This is a genomic window from Cellulomonas sp. Marseille-Q8402, from assembly GCF_965119525.1.
Genome location: NZ_CBCPLX010000002.1, coordinates 660234 through 681025, shown reverse-complemented (window position 1 = coordinate 681025; position 20792 = coordinate 660234). Strand labels below are relative to the sequence as shown.

The 20792-nt window shown below is 74.6% G+C and carries 25 protein-coding genes; 1 reads left to right on the top strand and 24 read right to left on the bottom strand.

From position 1 onward, the window contains the following. Positions 1–30: 30 nt before the first annotated feature. The 11 genes from ACWPWW_RS14190 to ACWPWW_RS14140 form a co-directional block, all read right to left on the bottom strand. Entirely contained in the window at positions 31–1212 is a 1182-nt protein-coding gene (locus ACWPWW_RS14190) for an EscU/YscU/HrcU family type III secretion system export apparatus switch protein (RefSeq protein ID WP_454051001.1), read from the bottom strand. Beyond that, complete coding sequence (locus ACWPWW_RS14185) at positions 1209–1967, bottom strand: flagellar biosynthetic protein FliR (protein ID WP_454051000.1); 759 nt, start codon at positions 1965–1967, stop codon at positions 1209–1211. The genes ACWPWW_RS14190 and ACWPWW_RS14185 overlap by 4 nt, the downstream gene beginning before the upstream one ends. Positions 1968–1973: 6 nt before the next feature. Then, entirely contained in the window at positions 1974–2246 is a 273-nt protein-coding gene (gene fliQ / locus ACWPWW_RS14180) for a flagellar biosynthesis protein FliQ (protein ID WP_454050999.1), read from the bottom strand. Then, positions 2246–3097 carry a flagellar type III secretion system pore protein FliP gene (gene fliP / locus ACWPWW_RS14175; protein WP_454050998.1) on the bottom strand — a complete coding sequence of 284 codons (852 nt, stop codon included), beginning with the start codon at positions 3095–3097 and terminating at the stop codon, positions 2246–2248. The genes fliQ and fliP overlap by 1 nt, the downstream gene beginning before the upstream one ends. Next, positions 3094–3993, bottom strand: a complete 900-nt coding sequence (fliO, locus tag ACWPWW_RS14170) for a flagellar biosynthetic protein FliO (RefSeq protein ID WP_454050997.1) — start codon at positions 3991–3993, stop codon at positions 3094–3096. The genes fliP and fliO overlap by 4 nt, the downstream gene beginning before the upstream one ends. Continuing rightward, the gene (fliN, locus tag ACWPWW_RS14165) at positions 3993–4709 is read right to left on the bottom strand and encodes a flagellar motor switch protein FliN (RefSeq protein ID WP_454050996.1); all 717 of its coding nucleotides are present in this window, start codon (positions 4707–4709) and stop codon (positions 3993–3995) included. Before fliN ends, fliO begins: the two co-directional genes overlap by 1 nt. Then, entirely contained in the window at positions 4709–5656 is a 948-nt protein-coding gene (locus ACWPWW_RS14160; RefSeq protein WP_454050995.1) for a FliM/FliN family flagellar motor switch protein, read from the bottom strand. The genes fliN and ACWPWW_RS14160 overlap by 1 nt, the downstream gene beginning before the upstream one ends. A 209-nt stretch (positions 5657–5865) precedes the next feature. Beyond that, positions 5866–6387 (bottom strand): flagellar basal body-associated FliL family protein, encoded by a 522-nt coding sequence (locus tag ACWPWW_RS14155; protein WP_454050994.1) that lies wholly within the window; start codon positions 6385–6387, stop codon positions 5866–5868. Positions 6388–6391: 4 nt separating this feature from the next. Next, complete coding sequence (locus ACWPWW_RS14150) at positions 6392–7300, bottom strand: OmpA/MotB family protein (protein ID WP_454050993.1); 909 nt, start codon at positions 7298–7300, stop codon at positions 6392–6394. Continuing rightward, positions 7297–8070 carry a motility protein A gene (locus tag ACWPWW_RS14145; protein ID WP_454050992.1) on the bottom strand — a complete coding sequence of 258 codons (774 nt, stop codon included), beginning with the start codon at positions 8068–8070 and terminating at the stop codon, positions 7297–7299. Before ACWPWW_RS14145 ends, ACWPWW_RS14150 begins: the two co-directional genes overlap by 4 nt. Position 8071: 1 nt before the next feature. After that, positions 8072–8401 carry a flagellar FlbD family protein gene (locus ACWPWW_RS14140; protein ID WP_454050991.1) on the bottom strand — a complete coding sequence of 110 codons (330 nt, stop codon included), beginning with the start codon at positions 8399–8401 and terminating at the stop codon, positions 8072–8074. 227 nt (positions 8402–8628) lie between these two features. Between ACWPWW_RS14140 and ACWPWW_RS14135 the strand changes: the two genes are divergently transcribed. Beyond that, positions 8629–9900: an ATP-binding protein gene (locus ACWPWW_RS14135; protein WP_454050990.1), complete on the top strand. Its 1272-nt coding sequence runs from the start codon at positions 8629–8631 to the stop codon at positions 9898–9900. A gap of 51 nt (positions 9901–9951) precedes the next feature. On the opposite strand, the gene ACWPWW_RS14130 is transcribed toward ACWPWW_RS14135, so the two are convergent. From ACWPWW_RS14130 to ACWPWW_RS14070, 13 genes are all read right to left on the bottom strand, one after another. Further along, entirely contained in the window at positions 9952–11148 is a 1197-nt protein-coding gene (locus tag ACWPWW_RS14130) for a flagellar hook protein FlgE (RefSeq protein ID WP_454050989.1), read from the bottom strand. 40 nt (positions 11149–11188) lie between these two features. Beyond that, complete coding sequence (locus tag ACWPWW_RS14125) at positions 11189–11848, bottom strand: flagellar hook assembly protein FlgD (RefSeq protein ID WP_454050988.1); 660 nt, start codon at positions 11846–11848, stop codon at positions 11189–11191. 171 nt (positions 11849–12019) lie between these two features. Further along, a complete protein-coding gene (locus tag ACWPWW_RS14120) occupies positions 12020–13117 on the bottom strand; it encodes a hypothetical protein (protein ID WP_454050987.1) in 1098 nt (365 codons plus the stop codon). Continuing rightward, positions 13114–13845 carry a C40 family peptidase gene (locus ACWPWW_RS14115; protein ID WP_454050986.1) on the bottom strand — a complete coding sequence of 244 codons (732 nt, stop codon included), beginning with the start codon at positions 13843–13845 and terminating at the stop codon, positions 13114–13116. Before ACWPWW_RS14115 ends, ACWPWW_RS14120 begins: the two co-directional genes overlap by 4 nt. After that, positions 13842–14285, bottom strand: coding sequence for a flagellar export protein FliJ (locus ACWPWW_RS14110; RefSeq protein WP_454050985.1), 444 nt, complete (start codon positions 14283–14285; stop codon positions 13842–13844). The genes ACWPWW_RS14115 and ACWPWW_RS14110 overlap by 4 nt, the downstream gene beginning before the upstream one ends. Further along, entirely contained in the window at positions 14282–15682 is a 1401-nt protein-coding gene (locus ACWPWW_RS14105; protein ID WP_454050984.1) for a FliI/YscN family ATPase, read from the bottom strand. The genes ACWPWW_RS14110 and ACWPWW_RS14105 overlap by 4 nt, the downstream gene beginning before the upstream one ends. After that, positions 15679–16323 (bottom strand): FliH/SctL family protein, encoded by a 645-nt coding sequence (locus tag ACWPWW_RS14100; RefSeq protein ID WP_454050983.1) that lies wholly within the window; start codon positions 16321–16323, stop codon positions 15679–15681. Before ACWPWW_RS14100 ends, ACWPWW_RS14105 begins: the two co-directional genes overlap by 4 nt. Continuing rightward, positions 16313–17320: a flagellar motor switch protein FliG gene (gene fliG / locus ACWPWW_RS14095; protein ID WP_454050982.1), complete on the bottom strand. Its 1008-nt coding sequence runs from the start codon at positions 17318–17320 to the stop codon at positions 16313–16315. Before fliG ends, ACWPWW_RS14100 begins: the two co-directional genes overlap by 11 nt. Position 17321: 1 nt before the next feature. Further along, positions 17322–18923, bottom strand: coding sequence for a flagellar basal-body MS-ring/collar protein FliF (gene fliF / locus ACWPWW_RS14090; protein ID WP_454050981.1), 1602 nt, complete (start codon positions 18921–18923; stop codon positions 17322–17324). Then, positions 18923–19252, bottom strand: coding sequence for a flagellar hook-basal body complex protein FliE (locus ACWPWW_RS14085; protein ID WP_454050980.1), 330 nt, complete (start codon positions 19250–19252; stop codon positions 18923–18925). Before ACWPWW_RS14085 ends, fliF begins: the two co-directional genes overlap by 1 nt. Beyond that, positions 19249–19653, bottom strand: a complete 405-nt coding sequence (flgC, locus tag ACWPWW_RS14080) for a flagellar basal body rod protein FlgC (RefSeq protein ID WP_454050979.1) — start codon at positions 19651–19653, stop codon at positions 19249–19251. The genes ACWPWW_RS14085 and flgC overlap by 4 nt, the downstream gene beginning before the upstream one ends. Continuing rightward, on the bottom strand, positions 19653–19994 hold the full coding sequence (locus ACWPWW_RS14075; RefSeq protein ID WP_454051828.1) for a flagellar basal body rod protein FlgB: 342 nt from the start codon (positions 19992–19994) through the stop codon (positions 19653–19655). The genes flgC and ACWPWW_RS14075 overlap by 1 nt, the downstream gene beginning before the upstream one ends. A gap of 371 nt (positions 19995–20365) precedes the next feature. Further along, positions 20366–20779 carry a hypothetical protein gene (locus ACWPWW_RS14070; protein WP_454050978.1) on the bottom strand — a complete coding sequence of 138 codons (414 nt, stop codon included), beginning with the start codon at positions 20777–20779 and terminating at the stop codon, positions 20366–20368. Between the last annotated feature and the right edge of the window lie 13 nt (positions 20780–20792).

Below are 20792 nucleotides of genomic sequence, written 5' to 3'. Positions count from 1 at the left end.
TGGTCCGGGTCGGGGTGGTGCGGGCGGTGCTCACGCGGCGGCTCCGGCCTTGTCGGCCTTGTCGGCCTTGTCGGCTCTGGCCCGGCGGCGCGCGGCGGCCACCGTGGTCGGGACGTCCTCGGGGGCGACGGAGCCGCCGGGCATCGTGTGCTTGCCCAGGGCGGCGCCGCGGCGCTTCAGCTGCATGACGAAGGCCAGCACCCGGGCGACGGCGGTGAACAGGTAGGCGGGGATCTCCTGGTCGACGGCGCAGGCGGCGTGCAGCGCACGGGCCAGCGGGACGTCCTCGACCATCGGCACGCGGTGCTCGGCCGCCTGCTCGCGGATCTTGGCGGCGACGGCGCCCGCGCCCTTCGCGACCAGCCGCGGGGCGCCGGTGCCGGCGACGTACTTCAGGGCGACGGCGACGTGCGTCGGGTTGACGACCACCACGTCGGCGTCGGCCACCGCGGCCATCATCCGGTTGCGGCTCATCGCCATCTGCTTGGACCGGATCTGGCCCTTGACCAGCGGGTCGCCCTCGGTGCGCTTGTGCTCGTCCTTGATCTCCTGGCGGGACATGCGCGTCTGCTTGCGGTTCCGCTTCATGACGACCAGGACGTCGAACGCCGCGAGCAGCACGCCCGCCGCGACGCCCCAGACCAGCAGCTGCTTCACGCCCGCGCCCGCCACGGCGAGCATGTGCTCCAGCGGGATGCGGCCCGTCCCCATGAGCTGCGGGACCAGCGCCTGCACCGCCGCGTAGAGGACCGCGCCGACGACCGCCGTCTTGAGCAGCGTCTTGGCGCCCTCCCACCAGGCGTGCCCGCCGAACAGCTTCTTCACGCCGGAGACCGGGTTGAACTGCTGGACGTTCGGCTTGAACTTCTTCTTGTGCACGCCGCCCTGCGCGACGGCGACCACGATCACGGTGATCGCGACGACCGCGAGCATCGGGCCGATGGTGCCGACGACCGACCACAGGCCGTCGCCGAGCAGGTTCACGACGGTGCCGGCGTCCGGCGACGCGATCGCCTGGGTCACCGCCGCCAGCTGCTGCTGCGCGGCCGCCGACGCCCGGCTCAGGGTGCTCGGCAGCATGACCGCCGCGGCGGTGAGGCCGAGCCACGCGGACAGGTCCTGGGACCGGGAGAGCTTCCCGTCCTCGTGGACCTTCTTCATCCGCTGGGGTGTGGCCTTCTCGGACTTCTCCCCCGCGTCCCCGCCGCTCACGAGGCCACCTGCAGCACGGCCTGCACGGCCCGCTCGGCGAGCTGGTTCACGACGCCCGGCAGGGCCAGGTACGCGAAGCCGGCGAACGTGACGGTCATCAAGATCTTCAGCGGGAAGCCCATGGCGAAGGCGTTCAGCGCGGGCGACACCCGGGTCAGCAGGCCCAGGCCCACGTCGGTGAGGAACAGCACCACCAGCAGCGGGCCGCCGATCTGCAGGGCCGCGAGGAACATGTCGCTCAGGCCGGTGGTGACCGCGGTGGCCATCTTCTCGAGGTCCAGCCCCGCACCGACCGGCACCGCGTCGAACGACCGGGCCAGCCCGGCGATCAGCACCTGGTAGGCGCCGGAGACGAACAGCAGCACCAGGCAGGTCATGTTGTAGAGCCGGGCGAACTGCGCGCCCGACGTCATGTTCTGCGGGTCGAACGCCTGCGCCAGCTGGAAGCCGCCGAACAGGTCGATGAGGTTGCCCGCGGCCTGGACGGCGGAGAACAGCAGCGAGACCAGGAACCCGAGCGCGGCGCCGACGGTGGCCTCCAGCACGAGCGCCCCGACGAACTGCCCCGTCGACTCCGTCACCGACAGGTCGAGCCGCGGCAGCACGGCCAGGGCCAGCCCCACCGAGAGCATCGCCTTGACGGCGCCGGGGATGCCGCGGTGCGCGAACGGCGGTGCCACCAGGAAGAAGGCGGCGAACCGGACGCCGGCGAGCATCGCCGTCTGCACCGAGGCCAGGGACAGGGTCAGGTCCATCGCGCGTCAGCCGCCCAGCAGCGCGGGGATGCGGTCGAACAGCTGCGTCGTGAACGACACGAGCTCGGCGATCATCCAGTGCCCGCAGACCAGCAGCGCCACGGCGGCGGCGATGGCCTTCGGCACGAAGGACAGCGTCACCTCCTGGATCTGGGTCACGGACTGCACCAGGGAGACCGCGAAGCCGACGACCAGCGCGGTGATGAGCACGGGCGCGGAGAGCTTGGCGGCGACGATCAGGGCGTCGAGCCCGATGTCGAGGACGGCCGAGGTGTCCATCAGCCACCCCCTGCCGACGCGGCGCCCACCAGGGCGGTGACGATCAGGCCCCAGCCGTCGACCAGCACGAACAGCAGCAGCTTGAACGGCAGGGAGACCATGACGGGCGGCAGCATCATCATGCCCATGCTCATCAGGACCGAGGACACGACCAGGTCGATGACCAGGAACGGGATGAAGATGACGAACCCGATGATGAACGCCGACCGCAGCTCGGAGAGCATGAACGCGGGGATCAGCGTGAGCATCGGGACGGTGGCGGCGCTCTCCGGGTTCGGCTGGTCCGCCGCCCGGGTGATGAGGGCCAGGTCCTGCTCGCGGGTGTGGCCGAGCATGTACTCGCGCAGCGGGGCGGAGCCGGCGTCGAGCGCGGTCTGGAAGTCCATGCCGCCGTCGAGGTAGGGCTGCACGGCGACGGTGTTCACGTCGGACAGCACGGGTGCCATGACGAACAGGCTGAGGAACAGGGCCAGCCCCGCGATCACCTGGTTGGGCGGCACGGTGGTGAGGCCGAGCGCGTTCCGGGTGAGGGACAGCACCACGAAGATCTTGGTGAAGCCGGTCATCATCAGCAGCAGGGACGGCGCGACCGACAGCAGCGTGATGCCGATCAGCACGACGATGGAGCTGCTGGGCGTGCCGTTGACGCCGTTGATGGAGACCGAGACCTCGCCGCTGCCGGGGTCGGCCGGGGCCGCGGGGGCGGCGGGGTCGGTGGGCGGCGTCGGCGCGGCGTGCGCGACGCCCGAGCCGAGGACGACCAGCGCGACCGCGAGCGCCAGGACGGCGAGGAGGACCAGGGGCCAGGTGCGGCGAGCCGGGGTGGCGCGCTGCTGCAGGTCGGCGCTCACCGGCGCACCGTCCGCTCGCGCAGGACCGCGACGGCCTGCTTCCAGGTGGAGGGCGCGAGCACGGAGCCGTGCAGCGCGCCGCGGGCGTCGGCGGCCGGGCGGGCGAGGCCCTCGACGCGCTCGGCGTCCGCGACCTCGAGGCCGGCGAGGGCCGGCAGGTCGGCGGTGCCGGTCGTGCCGGTCGTGCCGGTCGTGCCGGTCGTGCCGGTCGTGCTGGTCGTGGCGGCGGCGCCCGGCGTCACGGGGATCGCGGCCGCGGCGGCCAGCGCGGCGGCGGCCGAGGCCGAGGCCGCCGAGGCGGATGCGGCGGCGCGCGCCGCGGAGAAGCCGTCCTCGGACGACGTGGACACCGTGGACACGGTGTCCACGGCCGGAGACGAGACCGTCTCGTCCTCGCGCGGCACCACCGAGACGGTCGCGCCGGTCGACACGCCCTGGGCGGAGGCGAGCACGTCCTCGAACGACGGGCCGGTCGCCGGAGCGGCGGTGGTCGTGCGCGGGGCGCGGGCCGTGCGCGGGGACCTCGGCGTGCGGGGCCCGCGCGGGGTCGGCAGGACGGCCGCGGCCAGCGCGCCCAGCGTCATCGGCGCAGGGCCGGTGCCGTCGGTGTCGGCGGCGGTGAGCGGCGCGAGCGCCTCGGCCGGGGCCGGGGCGAGCTCGGTGAGCATGGTGACGTTCTGCTCCCCGTAGCCCAGCAGCAGCCGGCGGTTGCCGACGGCGATCACGGCGACACCGGCGTGGCGGCCGAGCGCCTGGCGCCCGACGACCTCGACGGCCGGGCCTGCGGGCCGGCGACGGCCCTTGCCCCACCCGGCGCGGCGCGCGAGGACCCAGATGAGCCCGATCACGCACGCCAGCGCCAGGAGGACGCGCAGGCCCAGGACGAGGGTGTCCATCAGATGGTGCCGTCCTCGCCACGCGCGATCTCGGTGATGCGGATGCCGAACTCCTCGTCGATGACGACGACCTCGCCACGGGCGATGAGGCGGCCGTTCACCATGACGTCGGCGGGGCTGCCGGCGGCGCGGTCGAGCTCCAGCACGGCGCCCGGGGTCAGCTCGAGCACCTGGCGGACCGGCAGCTTGGTGCGGCCGAGCTCGGCGGTCAGCGTCATCTCGACGTCGTAGAGCACGTTCAGGCTGGCGCGCTGGGTCGGGACGCCCGCCGTCGCGGCGGTGGGCTCGCTGCGCAGGCGCAGGCCGAACCAGGCCTGGACGCCCTCGTCGGTCGCCAGGGCGACCAGGTGCGCGTCGGCGGGCAGCGCGGCGGCGACGGTCTCGGTGCGGGCGGCCTCCAGGACACCCGCGCCGAGCTCGGCCACGGCGGCCTCGAGCGCGGGGCGCAGCGCGGCTGCCAGGTCCAGCGGGCTGCCGTCGGGGGCGCCGGCGGCGAGCGCCTCGCGGACGGCCTCGTCGGCGACCAGCACCACGTCGGCGCTGTTCGGGCCGACGAACGACGCGACGACCGCGAGGGCATCGGCGTCGGGACGCTGCCCGGCGGGCGCCGGGACCGGCATGAGCGGGGCGACGGCGGGCAGCAGGCGGGCGGCGGCGGTGGCCGCGGCCAGCGCGACCGCGGCGTCCGTGGTCTCGGCGGTGGGGACGGCGTTCATCAGTGCTTCTCCTCGACGGTGACGACCATGCAGGCGAGACGGGAACCGTTGTTCCCCGCGGCGGCTCGCGCGAGCACGACGCCGTCCACCACCACGTCGAGCGGCTGGGACGACGGGTGGGACAGGGGGACGACGTCGCCGACGGACAGGCCGACGACGTCACGGGGGCGGACGACGACCGGCGCAAACCGGACGGCGACCTCGACGGGGACCTCCTCGACGGCGGACTCGAGGTCGAGCACCGCGAGCTCGTGCGCCCGCTGGTCCTCGGCCGAGCGGCCGTTCACGCCGTCGGTCTGGCGGACGGCGGCCAGCAGGAGCTCGGCGGGGAACATGACGGTCGCCAGGTCCTCGCGCTCGCCGACCCGCATCTGGAAGGTGGCGACCAGCACCGCGTCGGAGGCCGGGACGGCCTGCACGAACTGCGGGTTGTACTGGACCGCGCGCAGCGTGACCTCGAGCGGGGTCAGCGAGGAGAACGCGTAGCCGAGGTCGCCGAGGGCCGCCTGCATGACGCCGCGCACCAGGGTGAGCTCGATCTCGGTCAGCTCGCGGTCCTCGCGGACGTCGCCGGTGCCGGGGCCGCCGAGCAGGTAGTCGATCCACACCATCGTGGTGCTCACGGGCACCTGGACGACGGCGGTCTGCCCGCGCTGCTCGATGGTGCACAGCATCATCGCGGTGGTGCCGGGCAGGCTGCGCACGTACTCGTCGTACGACTGCAGGGTGAGCCCGTCCAGGGTCACCTGCGCCATCGCGCGCAGCCGCGCCGTCAGCTGGTTGCCCCACTGCCGGGCGAAGGTCTCGAAGGCCATCTCGAGCACGCGGGCGTGCTCGCGGGCCATCGTCATGGGACGACGGAAGTCGTAGGGCTCGGGTACGTGGGTGCGCCGGCGCGAGCGCGCCGGGGCCTGACCCGTGGTGTGGACCGTCACGCCCACCCTCATCGGCGCGCGAACGGGTGATGTGAGGGGTCCGGCGCTCGCGACGCCCAGAACTTCTCCGCCCTCGGCCCCTCGTGGGCCGGCGTGCTGCGGAGCGACGTGGCGCCCTCCGTGGCGCCCTGGTTCACCGGGTGGTGACGGTCCTGGTCAGAGGACCGGGACCGTCACCGTGGCCGGTCGGACGGGCCGCGCGGCACCGCGCGGCCTGTCACTCACTGCGTGACGTAGTTCGTCAGATAGACGTCCATCACCTCTCCGTGGTAGAGCTCCTCGAGCTCGTGGAGGAACTCGCCCTTGAGGGTCTCGCGCGTCGCCGGGTCGCTGATCTCGGCGACCGTGCGGCCGGAGAACAGGGCGATCGCGGCGTCCACGGCCTTGCCCGGGTCGGGGTCGCCGTGACCGCCGGCCTCGAGGGTCATCTGGAGCGAGAACCCGAGCCGCAGGTAGTGGCCCTGCGCCAGGTTCAGGCTGATCGGCTCGACGGCGACCACCGCGCCCGGCTCGGGCTCCGGCTCGGCCGCCTCGGCGTCGCCGCCGCCCATGCCCAGCAGGACGTACGCCGCGGCACCGGCCAGCACCAGGACGACCGCGCCCAGGATGAGGAAGAGCTTCTTCTTGCCCTTCTTCGGCGCCTCCGGCTCGGGCGCGGGCGCCTCCTTGGCGGTCGCGCCGCCGCCGATCTTGCCGCCGCCGATCTTCTGGCCGCCGCCGATGACTCGCTGCTCGATGGGCATGTCCCTAGCTCCCCGTTCCGCCTGCTGCCACAGCGGGCAGCAGCGCGCGGACCGCTTCCGGCTCCGCGCTCAAGATGACCATGTCGACCCGCCGGTTGGCGGTCATCGCGTCGTCCCCGCCGCCCTGGACGAGCGGGCGGGTGTCGCCGAAGCCCACCGCCTGGATGCGGCTGCCCGGCATGCCGTCGGACTCCACCAGGTGCCGCAGCACCTGGGTGGCCCGGTCGGACGACAGCTCCCAGTTGGTCGCGTACCGCCCGGAGATCGGGATGGTGTTGGCGTGCCCCTCCACGGAGATCGACTCCTGCAGCCCCACGAGGGTGGGTGCCGCGAGGTCGAGGACCTGCATCGCGGTGGGGGTCAGCGTGGCCGAGCCCTGGGCGAAGAACACGTCGTCCGCCACGAGGCCCAGCACGAGGCCGCGGTCGTCGACCCGGAACCGCACGGAGTCCTGCAGGTTCTGGGTGCGCAGCGCGGCCAGGATGTGCTCCTGGACGTCCTCGAGGTGCGCGACCTCCGCCTGCGCCGCGGCGAGCACCGACGCGTCCACCGCCGCCGGGTTCTCCTCGACGACCGGCGACGGGTTCGACGCCTGCATGCCGAGGCCCTCGTCCGCGTCCACGACGCCGGAGGTGCCCGTGTCCGGGGCGTCGGCCGCCGCGCTGGTCCCGTCGAGCACGCCGGCGCTGCCCTCCAGGGCCCCGTTGGTGATGGACCCCTCGCCGAAGCCCTCGGCCAGCGAGGAGCGCAGGGCGATGTACTTCTCCTGGTCCACCTGGCTGATCGCGAACAGCACGATGAACAGCGCCATGAGCACGGTGATCATGTCGGAGTAGGACACCAGCCACCGCTCGTGGTTGACGTGCTCCTCCTCGTGGCCGCCGCGACGGCGGCCCCGGCCCCCGGAGCTCACGCCGCTTCCTTGTCCTTCTCGGCGGGCTCGTCCGGCAGCAGGCTGCGCAGGCGCTCGCCGACCAGGCGCGGGTTGGCGCCGGCCTGCACCGCGAGGAGGCCCTCGAGCGTGACCTCCATCTGCGCGCACTCCAGGTCGGAGAACCGCTTGATGCGGGCGCCGATGGGCAGCCACACCACGTTGGCGGACAGGATGCCCCAGAGCGTGGCGACGAACGCCGCGGCGATGGAGTGGCCGAGCGAGGCCGGGTCGGACAGGTTCTCCAGCACGTGCACCAGCGAGATGACCGTGCCGATGATGCCGATGGTGGGCGCGTAGCCGCCCATGTCGGCGAAGTACTTGGACCAGACCTTCTCCTTGGTCCGCTTGGTCGCGATGCGGTCCTCGAGGATCAGGCGGAGGTCGTCGGGGTCCGTGCCGTCGATGGCGGCCTGGAGACCGCTGCGCAGGAACGGGTCGTCGATGTCCTTGGCGGCGTCCTCCAGGGCCAGCAGGCCCTCGCGGCGCGCGCGGTCGGCGAGGTCGACCAGCGTGTCGACGGTCGTCGTCGGGTCCGGGACCTTGTTCATGAGCGCCCGGGGCACCGCCTTGTACGACGCGATGACGTCCTTCACGGTGTGCCCGGCGATGCCGACACCGATCGTGCCGACCCACACCAGCAGCAGCGGTGCGGGCAGGAAGATGGACATCGGGTCGGCGCCCTCCATGAGGAGGGCACCGAAGATCGCGCCGAAGGCGACGACCAGGCCGATGAAACCGGCGGGATCCATCTCAGCGGCTCCTCGGTCGCAGGGGGACAGGGTCGGCGAGCGGCTCGTCGCCGTCGTCCGGTGCGTCGGCTGCGGTCGCGGCGGCGTCGGTGTCGACGTCGCGGACCAGCTCGACGGCCGGGTGCGGCGAGGCCTGGATCTCCTGGGCACGGGCCAGGAGGTGCGCGCGGTGCTCGTTGACCCGCGCGATGACCTCGGCCATCGACTCGCGGACGATGTACTTCGTCCCGTCGATGAGGGTCAGGATGGTGTCGGGCGCGCTGTCGACGCGCTGGAGCAGGTCGGGGTTGACCCCGAACTGGGCCCCGTTCAGGCGCGTCACGATGATCACAGCAGTGTCCCGTCCCTGGTGGTGCGTGTGCGGCCGGCTGCGCCGCGGCGGCCCGTCCGTGGGCCGTTCCCCCCTCCCATCGGTCGGTCGCGACGCGGGATGAGGCTTTCCTCCGCAGTGCGGCCGGGGGCCGGGGTGAAGCCGCCAGGTCCACACAATGGAGCCTGGACAGTCCGCAAAATGTAGCCTGTGGACGTCGCGAACTGTAGTCTGCGCAGGTCAGCGCAGTGTCGTCCCGGGAGGTCTTCCTGTACCGCACGCGCGTCCTGGACGAGGTGGTGGCCGCGCGGCTGCGGTCCGCCGGAGCGGTCCTCCTCGAGGGCCCCAAAGCCTCCGGGAAGACCCGCACCGCGCAGCAGCACACAGCCAGCCAGGTCTACCTCGACACCGACGACTCGGCGCGCTCCGCGCTCGCGGTCGACCCCGCGCTCGTGCTGGACGGTGCCGCCCCGCAGCTCGTGGACGAGTGGCAGCTCGAGGCCACCCGCGTCTGGAACCACGTGCGGAGCGAGGTGGACCGCCGCGGCGCTCCCGGCCAGTTCGTGCTCACGGGATCGGCCGTCCCCGACGACGACGTGGCGCGGCACACCGGCGCCGGCCGGTTCGCGCGGCTCACGCTGCGTCCGATGAGCCTGTTCGAGACCGGCGACTCGACCGGCGAGATGTCCCTGGGACAGCTGCTGCGCGGCGGACGACCCGCTGCTCGTGACCCCGGCACCTCGGTGCGCGACGTCACCGACGCCCTGGTCCGGGGCGGCTGGCCCCTGCACCTCGGGATGGACGTGGCCGACGCCGCGCGCGCGAACGTCGACTACCTGCGCACCGTCGCGGAGGTCGACATCCCCCGGCTGGACGGGACCCGCCGCGACCCCGCTCGGACGTCGCGGTTCCTGCAGGCGCTGGCCCGCAACACCGCGATGGAGCTGCGCGTGACGCGGCTCGCGGCCGACGTCGACGCCGGGAACGGCCTGCTGGCGCGGACGACCGCCTACGACTACCTGGCGGCGCTGCGCCGGCTCATGGTGCTCGACGAGCTCCCGCCGTGGGCGACCCACCTGCGGTCGCGCGCCGTGCTGCGCACCTCTCCGCGCATCCACCTGAGCGATCCCTCCCTCTCGGCCGCGGCCCTGGGGGCCGGGACCGATCGCCTGCTGTCGGACCTCAACTGCCTCGGTCTGCTCTTCGAGTCGCTGGTCGTCCGCGACACCCGTGTGTACGCGGAGCCGCTCGACGCGCGCGTCCACCACTACCGGGACAGCGACGGGCTGGAGATCGACCTCGTCGTCCAGACCCGCGACGGGGCCTGGGGCGCGTTCGAGGTCACGCTCGGACCCGGTCAGGTGGACGAGGCCGCACGGCACCTGCTGGCGTTCGCCGCGAAGGTCGACACCGACCGGACCGGCGAGCCCGCCGTGCTCGCGGTGATCACCGCGACCGGCTACGGGTACACGCGCCCCGACGGCGTCGTGGTGGTGCCGGTCGGCACGTTCGGCCCCTGACCACCGGCGCCGGGTGCCCCGCCGACGCCCGTCGGCGGGGCACCCCCTGCGTCAGCGCTTGAGGTTGACGAGCTCCTGCAGCACCTCGTCGGAGGTGGTGATGACGCGGGAGTTCGCCTGGAAGCCGCGCTGGGCGATGATCAGCTGCGTGAACTCCGTGGACAGGTCCACGTTGCTCATCTCGAGCGAGCCGGCGGACAGCGTGCCGCGGCCGCCGGCGCCGGCGGCGCCGACCTGGGCGTCGCCGGAGTTCACCGTGGTGGTGAACAGCGAGCCGCCGGCCTTGGAAAGGCCCGAGGGGTTGGTGAACGACGCCAGGGCGATCCGGCCGAGGGCCTGCTTGAGGCCGTTGCTGAACGAGCCCGTGATCGTGCCGTCGGAGCCGAGCGCGAACGACTCGAGGATGCCGGAGGCGTAGCCGTCCTGCTTGCCCGCGGCGACGGTGTCGACGCCCGCCATGCCGGTGACGCCGGACAGGTCGACGGTCACGCCGCCGAGGTCGAACGTGGCGTCGCCGGACGTCGCGTCGGTCCAGGTGAGCTGGCCGGTGCCGTCGAAGGTCAGCGGCGTGGTCGCGTAGGTGGCGGTGCCGTCGGTCGCGCCCATGGTCCAGCCGGTCGCGGTCTTGGTCATGGTGAGCTCGATCTCGCGCTCGGTGCCGATGGCGTCGTACGCCTTCACCGTGAGCGTCTTGACGGTGCCGGTGGCGGCGTCCGACTGCAGGTTGCCCGCGAACGGCGCGGTCGTCGTCGCGTTGGCCGGCATGACGGTGCCGACGGCCACGCGGATGTCGCCGACCTCGCCGCTGGTGTCGATGACGCCGTTCTGCGCGGCCCAGCCCTGCACGATCGCGCCGTCGCCCGGCAGGACCATCTGGCCGGTGGAGTCGAAGTCGAACGAGCCGGCCCGCGTGTAGTACTGCTGCGTGCCCTGGCGGACGACGAAGAAGCCGTCGCCGGAGATCATCATGTCGGTGCTGCGGCCCGTGAGCTGCGCCGCGCCCTGCGTGAAGTTGGTGGTGATGCCGGCGACCTGCACGCCGAGGCCGACCTGCGCCGGGTTCTGGCCGCCGACGCCGTCCTGGGCGCCCGAGGCCGCGTTGAGCATCTGGCTCAGCGTGTCCTGGAACTGGATCTGGGACGCCTTGAAGCCGGTGGTGTTGACGTTGGCGATGTTGTTGCCGGTGACGTCGAGCATCGTCTGGTGGCTGCGCAGACCGCTGATGCCGGAGAAGAGAGAGCGGAGCATGGTGGATCCCTTCGGGGGTTCGTCTGGTGGGCTACCGCGGTCAGGCGGTGGTCGCGGGAGTCGTGGGCGTGGCGGGGGCGGCGTCGGCGGGACGGACGCCGGCGACCGCGTCGAGCGCGATCTTCTCCGTGCCGATCGTCAGCGCGGGCACGGAGCCGGAGTAGTCGACGGAGTCGACGACGCCCGACTTCGTGGCGCCGGTGGCGTCGGTCCAGCTGACCTGCTGGCCGACCAGGTCGGCGGAGGCCATCCGCATCTGCAGCGCGAACTGCTCGCGGGAGGACGCCTGGAGCTCGGTGAGCGACTCCATCATCCCGAGCTGCGTGGTCTGGGCCATCATCTGGCTCGTGTCCATCGGGCTGCTGGGGTCCTGGTTGCCGAGCTGGGCGATCAGGAGCTGCAGGAACGTGTCCTTGTCGAGCTCCTTCTTCGGGGCGGTCCCGGCAGCCGCGTCGGTGCGCGTCTGGCCGATGGTGGACACGGGGACTTCGAGGGACATCGAGGGTCTCCTTGCGGCCCAGACGAGCAGGTCGAGGCCGCCGGCGGTGGCCGGCGAGCGGGTGGCGGTGGGGGCGGCGGCGGTACCGGCGCCGGTGAGGCCCGCGGGCCGGCCGGTCGCCCGGTCCAGCCCGTCGCGGCGGGCCGAGCCGTCGGCGGCGGCACCGCCGGCCGAGCCCTCCGTGTCGCCGCCGAGGCGCACGTCGGAGGACAGGCCGGTCGCGGCGAGGTCGCGGCGCAGGTCGGGCAGCGACTGCCGCAGCGCGTCGCGGGCCGCGTCGGTGGCGCCGACCAGGCTCGACCCGCACGGACTCGGCCGAGATGTGCGCGACGACCTTGACCGGGCCGAAGTGCTCCGGGTCGACGGCCAGCGTCAGCACGTGCTGGCCGGTGCCCGCGGACCGCAGCGCCGGCAGGCTGCTCGGCGATCTTGCCGGCGAGCCTGGTCGGCCAGCGGCGTGCCGGCGGCCTGGGCGGCCGCGGCGACGCGGTGCTGCACGGTGCCGACCTGCAGCGCGCCGGGCTGGACGGCCGGGGCGGTCGCCGGGACCACGGCGGCGTCGTCGGCCGCGGCAGCGGGTGCCGCGGCGGTCACGGCGTCGGCCGGGGCGACGTCGGCGGCGGGCTCGGCGGCGACCGGGGTGGTCGCGGCGTCGGGCCGCGGCGCGGCGGTGGCCGGCGTGGCGGGGGTGCCGGGGGCGGGCGCGGCAGCGGCCGGGTCGGCGGCCGGGTCGGCGGGGACCGCTCCGGTGCCCGCCTCGGCGGGTGCCGGGGTGCCGGGCGCGGGGACCGCCGTCGCCGTGGCCGCGCCCGTCGCCGGGGTGGTCGTGGCCGGGTCCGGCGCCGGGGCCGCCGCGAGCGGGGCCGGGGCGGCGGGGCCGGTGGCAGCGGCGGTGCCGGTGGGGGCGTCGGTGCCGGTGGCAGCGGCGACGGTCTCGGCGGCCGGCGTGCTGCCCGGCGCGGCGGGGACCGCGGCGAGGGCGGACGGCGCGGTCAGGGCGGCCTGAGCCGCGGCGGCCTCCGGGGCGACCGGGAGCCCGACGGCGACGACCGGTGCCGCGGGGACGGCGGCGGCGTCGGCGAGCGCGTCGGCGACGGGGGCGTCCGTGCTGCCGGCGTCGGACGTGCCGGCCGCGGGGGTGGACGCGGTGCCCGGCGTGGCGGGCGCGTCCGGGCCCCCGGCGTGCGGGCGGTCGGCGCGGTCGGTGCGCTCGGTGCGGTCGGCGCGCTCGGTGCGGTGCCGGTCGGTGCGGCAGCGGTCCGGCCGGTCGGCGCCGGGCCGGTCGGTCGCCCGGTCGGTCGTCCGGTCGGGCTGCCGGTCGGCGGGCCGGTCCGCGGGACGCGACGCCGGTGCGGCGAGCTCGCCGGCGAGCACGGCGTCGAAGCCGGATGCGCCGGTCCGGGCCGCGCCGGCGGCGGACGCCGCGGTGGCGGGCCGTGCGGCCACGGCGGTGAGCGTGGTGCTGGTCACGAGGTGGCCCCCCAGAGGGACGAGGTGGTCGGGAGCGAGGACGAGGAGGTGCTGCCGGTGAGGAGCGCGAGCGCGTTCTGCCCGGCGGCGGTGGCCGCGAGCGCGGCGGAGGTGGCGGACGTGGCCGACGTGGCGGTGGCCGACGCCTGCGGCAGGATCCGGCGGATCGTGGTCGGCTCCGCGTAGACGTCGCGGATCGTCACGGCCTTGCCGGGCTTCGGGGCGTCGATCATCTGGCCGTCGCCGACGTAGATGCCGATGTGCTTGCCGCCGTTGAGCACGACCAGGTCGCCGAGCAGGGCCTCGTCCAGGGACGCGACCTCCTGCCCGATCGTCGCCTGGTCGCGGGCCACGCGCGGCACGCCGGTGATCCCGAGGTCGCCGAGCGCGAGCTGCACCAGGCCGGAGCAGTCGAGGCCGCCCTCGGCCAGGGTCTCGCCGCCCCAGACGTACGGGGTGCCGAGGTACTTCTTGGCCGACTCGACCAGGTCCTGCCCGGTGACGGTCGTCGACAGGGCGCCGGCGGGCACGGTCGCGGGGTCGGCGAGGCCGGCGGTGCTGCCGGTGCCGGTGACCTGCGCCAGCGCGGCGGCGAAGGCCGAGCCGGAGGTGGCGGACGCCGCCGCCGTGGACGTGGTCGAGGCGGTCGTGCTCACCGTGGCGAGCGGCGCGGTGTACGACCGGATCTGCGCGATGCGCGCCTGCACGGCGGCGACGGCGTCGGTCATCGGTCCCCCTCCCCCGTGCTCGTGCGGACCCCGGCGCGGCGGCCCGCGATCTCGTCCAGCACGACCTGCTCGGCGCGCTGCTCCTCGACGCGGGCGGCGGCCTCGTGCTTGTCCTGCAGCTTCTCGAGCGTGCGGGTGCGGGTGCGGGCCTCGGCCCACGCGGCGTCGGCGGTGTCGACCTCGTCCTGCGCCTGGTCGACCCGGGCGCGGTGGTCGACCAGCAGCGCGGACAGCGCCAGGCGGCTGGCGACGACGGCCTGCATGCCGAGGGAGTCCATGTCGACGCCGAACTGCGCGTCGCCCAGCGCGGCCTCGGTCGCGCGGCTGCGGGCCGCGGCGGCGTCGCGCCCGCGGGTCCGGTCGGCGAGCGTGGCGGCGGCCTGCTCCTCGGCGATCGAGCGCAGGCGGAGCAGCCCGGCCAGGCGGAAGGCGCGGCTCACGGCAGCTCCCCCATCGCGGCTACGAGCGCGGCGAGGCGCCCCCAGGACTCGGCCGACGGCGCGCGCTCGTCCATGCCCTGGCGGAGGAAGGCGTCGATGGCGGCGCCGTGCGTGACGGCCGCGTCGACCAGCGGGTTGGAGCCGGCGACGTACGCGCCGACGTCCAGCAGGTCCTGGGCCTGGCGGCGGGCGGCCATCACGCGGCGGAGCCGGGTGGCGAGCTCCTTGTGCTGCGGGCCGATCACCCGCGAGGCGACGCGGGAGATGGAGCCGAGCGCGTCGACGGACGGGAAGTGCCCGGCGACGGCGAGCGAGCGCTCGAGCACGACGTGCCCGTCCAGGATGGACCGCGCGGCGTCGGCGATCGGCTCGTTGTGGTCGTCGCCGTCCACCAGCACCGTGTACAGGCCGGTGACGGACCCGGTCGAGGCGGTGCCCGCGCGCTCCAGCAGCTGGGCGAGCAGCGCGAAGGTGCTCGGCGGGTAGCCGCGGGTGGCGGGCGGCTCGCCGACGGACAGACCGATCTCGCGCTGCGCCATGGCGACGCGGGTGAGGGAGTCCATCATCAGCACGACGTCGTCGCCCTGGTCGCGGAACCACTCGGAGATACGGGTGGCCACGAACGCGGAGCGCAGCCGGACCAGCGGCGGCTCGTCGGAGGTCGCGACGACCACCACGCTGCGGGCCAGGCCCTCGGGGCCGAGGTCGTCCTCGAGGAACTCGCGCACCTCGCGCCCGCGCTCGCCGACCAGCGCGATGACGGACACCTGGGCGTCCGTGCCGCGCGCGATCATCGACAGCAGCGAGGACTTGCCGACGCCGGAGCCGGCGAACAGGCCGAGACGCTGGCCGCGGCCGGCGGTGACGAGGGTGTCGAGGACGCGCACGCCGAGGTCCAGCGGCTGGGCGACGCGGGCGCGGGCCAGCGGGTGCGGGGCGTGGCCGGTGACCTCGGCGCGGGAGACGCCGAGCAGCGGGCCCTTGCCGTCGATCGGGCGGCCCAGGCCGTCGAGCACCCGGCCGAGCAGGCCGCGGCCGACGGGGGCGGTCAGCGCGGTGCCGCGCGGGCGGACCCGCATGCCGGCGCGCAGGCCGTGCGTCGGGCCGAGCGGCATCGCGTGCGCGGTGCCGCGGCCGGTGGCGACGACCTCGGCCGGCACCTCGCCGGCGTCGGTGTCGATGGCGACGAGCTCGCCGACCGCGGCGCCGGTGCCGGCGACCTCCACGGTCAGGCCGACGACGCCGCGGACCGACCCGACGCGCTCGGGGCGCGCGGCGGCCAGGGCGGCGGCCCATTCCGGGGCGGCCGGGGCGGCGAGCCCGTCGCCGCGGTGGCCGGCCGGCTCCACGGCACCGCCGCGGGGCGTGGGGAGCAGCGTGCTCGTCGTGGTGCTCATGCGGGCGCACCGCCGTCGGCCAGCGCCGTGCGGGCGCGGTCCAGGGCGGCGCCGATGCGCGCGTCGAGGTAGCCCTCGGGGAACTCGCCGACCGCGTCGCCGGGCGCGAGCGCCGGGTCCGCGACCAGCTCGACGCCGGTCAGGTCGGGCAGCCCCGCGAGGACGTCGGGGACGTCGGCGGCCAGCGCGGCGCGCACGGCGGCCAGGTCCCGCGGGTGCAGGCGCACGGTGTGCACCTCGCGCGCCGGGTCCTGCTCGCGCACGCGGCGGAGCGCGGCCCGGGCGGCCGTCGGGGCGTCCGCGAGCTCGGTGCCCAGCACGGCGGCGGCCAGGTCCAGGCCGGCGGCGTGCAGGGTCGCCTCGGCGGCCGCGAGCACCGGGGCGCTGCGGTCGGCGGCGGCGCGCGCGGCGGCGGCGAGCACGGCGAGGGCGTCGGCGTGCTCGGTGGCCCGCCGCGCGTCGGCCTCGGCCCGCTCCCGCTGCACGCGGACGGACTCGGCCTGCGCGGCGCGGGCGGCCTCGCGGGCACCGGCGGCGTAGCCCGCCGCGTACCCGGCCGCGAAGCCCTCCGCGCGGCGCGAGACGTCGGCCGTCGTGGTGCCGGCGTACGCCTGGGTGAAGGCGCGGGTGTCAGGAGACATACTCGTCCTCGCCCTCGCGCCGGATCACGATCTGGCCGGACTCCTCGAGGCGGCGGATGGCCTGGACGATGCCGGCGCGCGCCTCCTCCACCTGGGACAGGCGGACCGGGCCGAGCAGCTCGATCTCCTCCTCGAGGTTCTCGCGGGCCCGCTCGGACAGGTTGCGCAGGATCTTGTCGCGGACCTCCGGCGCGGCACCCTTGAGGGCGACCGACAGCTCGTTGGTCTCGACCTGGCGCAGCACCAGCTGCATCGCGCGGTCCTCGAGCAGCACGGTGTCGCCGAACACGAACATCCGGCTGCGGACCTCGTCGGCCAGCGCCTCGTCCCGGCTCTGCAGGCCCTCGAGGATGAGCTTCTCGGTGGTCGGGTCGGCGCGGTTGATGATCTCGACCAGCGGCTGCACGCCGCCGACGGCCGACAGCTCGTTCGGGGTCAGCACCGTGGAGGCCTTGCGCTGCATCGACTCGGCGATGACCGCGACGACGTCCGGCGAGGCCCGCTCCATCAGGGCGATGCGGTGCGCGACCTCGGACTGCTGGTCCGCGGGCAGGCCGGCGAGGATCGCCGACGCGTGCTCGGGGCGCAGGTGGGCCAGCACCAGGGCGACGGCCTGCGGGTGCTCGCCGTTCAGCAGCGACAGCACCTGCCGGGCGTCCGCGTGCTGCAGGAACTCGAACGGCTGGCCGGCCATCGAGGTCTGCAGGCGCTCGATCATGCCCGCGGCCTCGTCCCGGCCCAGCGCGCCCTCGAGCAGCTGGGTGGCGAACCCGAGGCCGCCGTTCACGCTCGGGCCGATGGCCGAGGAGGCGTAGAACTCCTCGACGACCTCGTCCGCGAGCGCCGGCTCCACGCGCTCGAGGCGCATGATCTCGGCGGTCAGCTCCTCGATCTCGGCGACCTCGAGCTGCGACATGACCTTGGCGGCGCGCTCGCGGCCCAGCTGCAGCAGCAGCACCGCGGCCTTCTGCGTGCCGGTCAGGGTGGCGGTCGGCATGTCAGCGCCTCCCGGCGGGGGTCAGCCAGTTGCGGAGCAGGTCCGCGACCTCTTCGGGCTGCTCGTCGGCGAGCGCGGCGATCTCCGCGCGCTTGACGACGAGGGACTCGGCCACCGGGTCGATCTCGGCCGGGCCGGGCAGGGCCGGCGGGATCTCGGGCAGCTCCTCGAGCTGCGCGGACTCGTCCGGGCCGTCCATGAGCGGCAGCTCGCCGATGTCGAGCGCCTCGCGCTTGCTGCGGCGCGAGCGGCGGGCCAGGACGATGCCGACGATGATCGCGATCAGCAGCAGGGCGCCGGCGATGACCACCTGGCGGAGCATGCTCGCGCGCTCGGCGGCGGCGGCGGCCTCGTCGGCCGCGGCCAGCGCCTCGGCGGCGGCGTCCGCCCCGGTCGTGTCGAAGGCCATCGCCTGGACGGCGATCGTGTCGCCCCGGGCGGTGTCGATGCCCGCGGCGGCCGTGAGGCTGGCGGTGAGCTGCGCGAGGTCGATGCCCGCGGCGGCGGTCTGGTCGACCAGGACGGCCAGCGACTGGCGCTGCACCGTGCCGGGGGCGACCGTGGTCACCTCGGTGACCTTGTTGACCGCGTTGGTGACGTCCTCGGTGGTCTTCAGGTAGTCGCCGTCGGTGCCCGCGGCGTCACCCTCCGGCACCGCGATGTTGTCGGGGCCGAGCACGCCGGTGGCGTTGCCCGTGCCGGTGCCGCTGTACTCCTCGGACGTGGTGGACGACGCGAGCGGCGGGGCGTCCGCGGCGGGCGCGAACTCCTCGGAGGTGCGCTGCGTCTGGTCCTGGTTGAGCGCGGCGGTGACGGTGACCGTCGAGTTCCCCGCGCCGACCACCTGGTCGAGCATCGCCTGGACGGCGCTGGTGACCCGCTGCTCGTAGGCGGAGGTCGCCTCGTCGCCGGAGCCGGAGGTGATGCCGGTGCCGACCTCGGACAGGACCTTGCCGGTCGAGTCGACGACGGCGACGTCGGTGGCCTTCATGCCCTCGATGCCCGCGGACACCAGGTGCACGATCGCCTCCACCTGCGGGGTGGTCAGCTCCTTGCCGGCCCGGGTGCGCACGAACACCGACGCGGTCGGGTCCTGCTGCTCCGAGACGAACACGGTCTCCTGCGGCAGCGCGAGCTTGACCGAGGCCGTCTCCACGCCCTCCATCGCACCGATCGTCTTGGCGAGCTCGCCCTCGATCGCGCGCTGGTAGGTGGTCTGCTGCTGGAACTCGCTGGAGGTCATCGACATGCCGTCGAGCAGCGAGTAGCCGTCGCCCTCGGCGTTGGCGGGCAGGCCGGCGGCGGCCAGCGACAGCCGCAGGTCGTACAGCTTGTCCTGCGGGACCATCACGGTGCTGCCGCCGTCGGTCAGCTCGTACGCGACGCCCTCGGCCGAGAGCTGCTCGACGACCGCCGACGCGTCCGTGGCCGACAGGCCGGAGAACAGCGGGCTGAGCGACGGCTTGCTCGCCCAGGAGTACAGCGCGAACCCGCCGAGCAGCAGCGCGGCGAGCGCGATGATCGCGAACGTCTTCTGCGGCAGGGAGAACTGGCCCACCGCGCCGCCCATGCGGCCGAACAGGGACTTCACCTGGGCGGGCATCAGGCCTGCATCCTCATGATCTCGGTGAACGCGTCGACGGCCTTGTTGCGCACGGCGGCGGTGAGCTCGAGCGCGAGCTTCGCCTCGGACGACGCGACCGTGTAGTCGTGCACGTCGTCGAGGTCGCCGGTGACGGCCTGGACCGCGAGCGCGTTGCTCGTGGACTGGAGCTGCTGGACCTGGTCGACCGCGCTGAGCGCGGAGGCGAAGCCGCCGTCACCCGCGCCGGTGGTGCCGGTGGCGGCGCCGGCGCCCGTGAGGCCGCCCAGGTCGCCGATCTCGGACAGGTAGGAGGTCGGGGTCACGCCGCCGACGGGCTGGATGCTCATGAGCTGCGTCCGATCTGGAGTGCCGCCTCGTACGAGGCCTTCGCGCGGTCGACGACCGCGGCGTTCGCCTGGTAGCCGCGCTGGGCGATGATCAGCTGGGTCATCTGGCTGGCCATGTCGACGTCGGGGTACCGCACGTACCCGTCCTCGTCGGCCAGGGGGTTGGTGGGCTCGTAGACCAGGCGGCCCTCCGCCGAGCCGAGCGCGATCCCCGACACCTGCACGCCGCCGCCGTTCTCCGAGCCGATCTCGGTGGCCACCACGTACTTCGCGCGGTAGGCCTCCTCGTCGGTGCCCGTCACGGTGTTCTGGTTGGCGAGGTTGTCGCTCACGGCGTCGAGCCACTTGCGGTGCACGGTCATGCCGGTGCTGGCGATGCCGATCGCCCCGAACGTCCCCATCAGCTGGTCCTCATCGCGGTGCGCACGCTGGAGAAGGTGCCGTCGACCGCCTGGGTCGCGAGCTGGTAGCGCAGGTTGGTGTCGACGTTGAGGAGGGTCTCCTCGTCGAGGTTGACGTTGTTCCCGTCGGTGCGGGTGGGCTCCAGGGAGCGCGCCACGGTGGCCGTGGTGGCGCCGGTGCCGCCGTCGACCGCCCGGGCCAGCTCGGCCTCGAAGGCGACCTTCTTGGCCTGGTAGCCGGGAGTGTTGATGTTCGCCACGTTCTCGGCGATCGCGCGCTGGCGCAGGGCCAGGCCGTCGAGCGCGCTGTTCAGCGCGACATAGCTCACGGAGTCGAACATGCCCATGGCAGGGTCACCCTCACCGAGGTTGGTCCTGGTTCGGCCCGTCCGTGGCCTGCTTGGTGAGCGATCCGTGCTCAGACCTCCCATCGGCGGGAGGGGCGGGGCGCTGAGGCGCCCGGGAGGACTTTTTCCCCGGTCACCCGGGCGGCGGACGCGATTCGCCGAGGAATGTCCGGCTTTGCCGAGGATTGTCCCCGGCGCGTTCTGGGTGCTACCACCCGACCCGTCCGCGCCAGACTTCCAGAATGTCCGGTTCGCGTCGTCGCACCCCGTCGAGTGGATGGTTCGGGCGGACACGCCGTCGGCGTGTCCGTCCGAACCATCCACCGGACCGCGTGACGTCGTGACCGCGGGCGGGGAGGAGGGGGTCAGCCCTCGATGTCGAGGTAGACCGGGGCGGCGGCGGCGCGGGTGCGCAGGCCGTCGGAGGTGCGCAGGCGGCGGCGGTGCTCGCCCAGCTGCTCGGCGGTGCGGCGGACCAGGTCGCGCTGGCGCTCGACGAGCGCGGCGGCGCGCGGGGCGAGCGCCAGGGGCAGGGGGCCGAGCCCGCGCGGCGTGCGCCAGGGCTCGGTGACGGCGACGTCGACGTCGACGTCGGGGGTGCGGGCGACGCGCAGCAGGTCCTCGGCCCGGTCGGCGACGCCCTCCATCTCGGCGAGCGCCCGGACCCAGGCGGCCTCACGCGCGGCGCGGGCGTCCTGGTCGCGGGGGCCCTCGTGGTCGGGCAGCAGGCCCGGGCCGGTGCCGTCGGCGTCGAGCGCCGCACCCTCGGTCGTCGCCACGGCGGCGACGGCC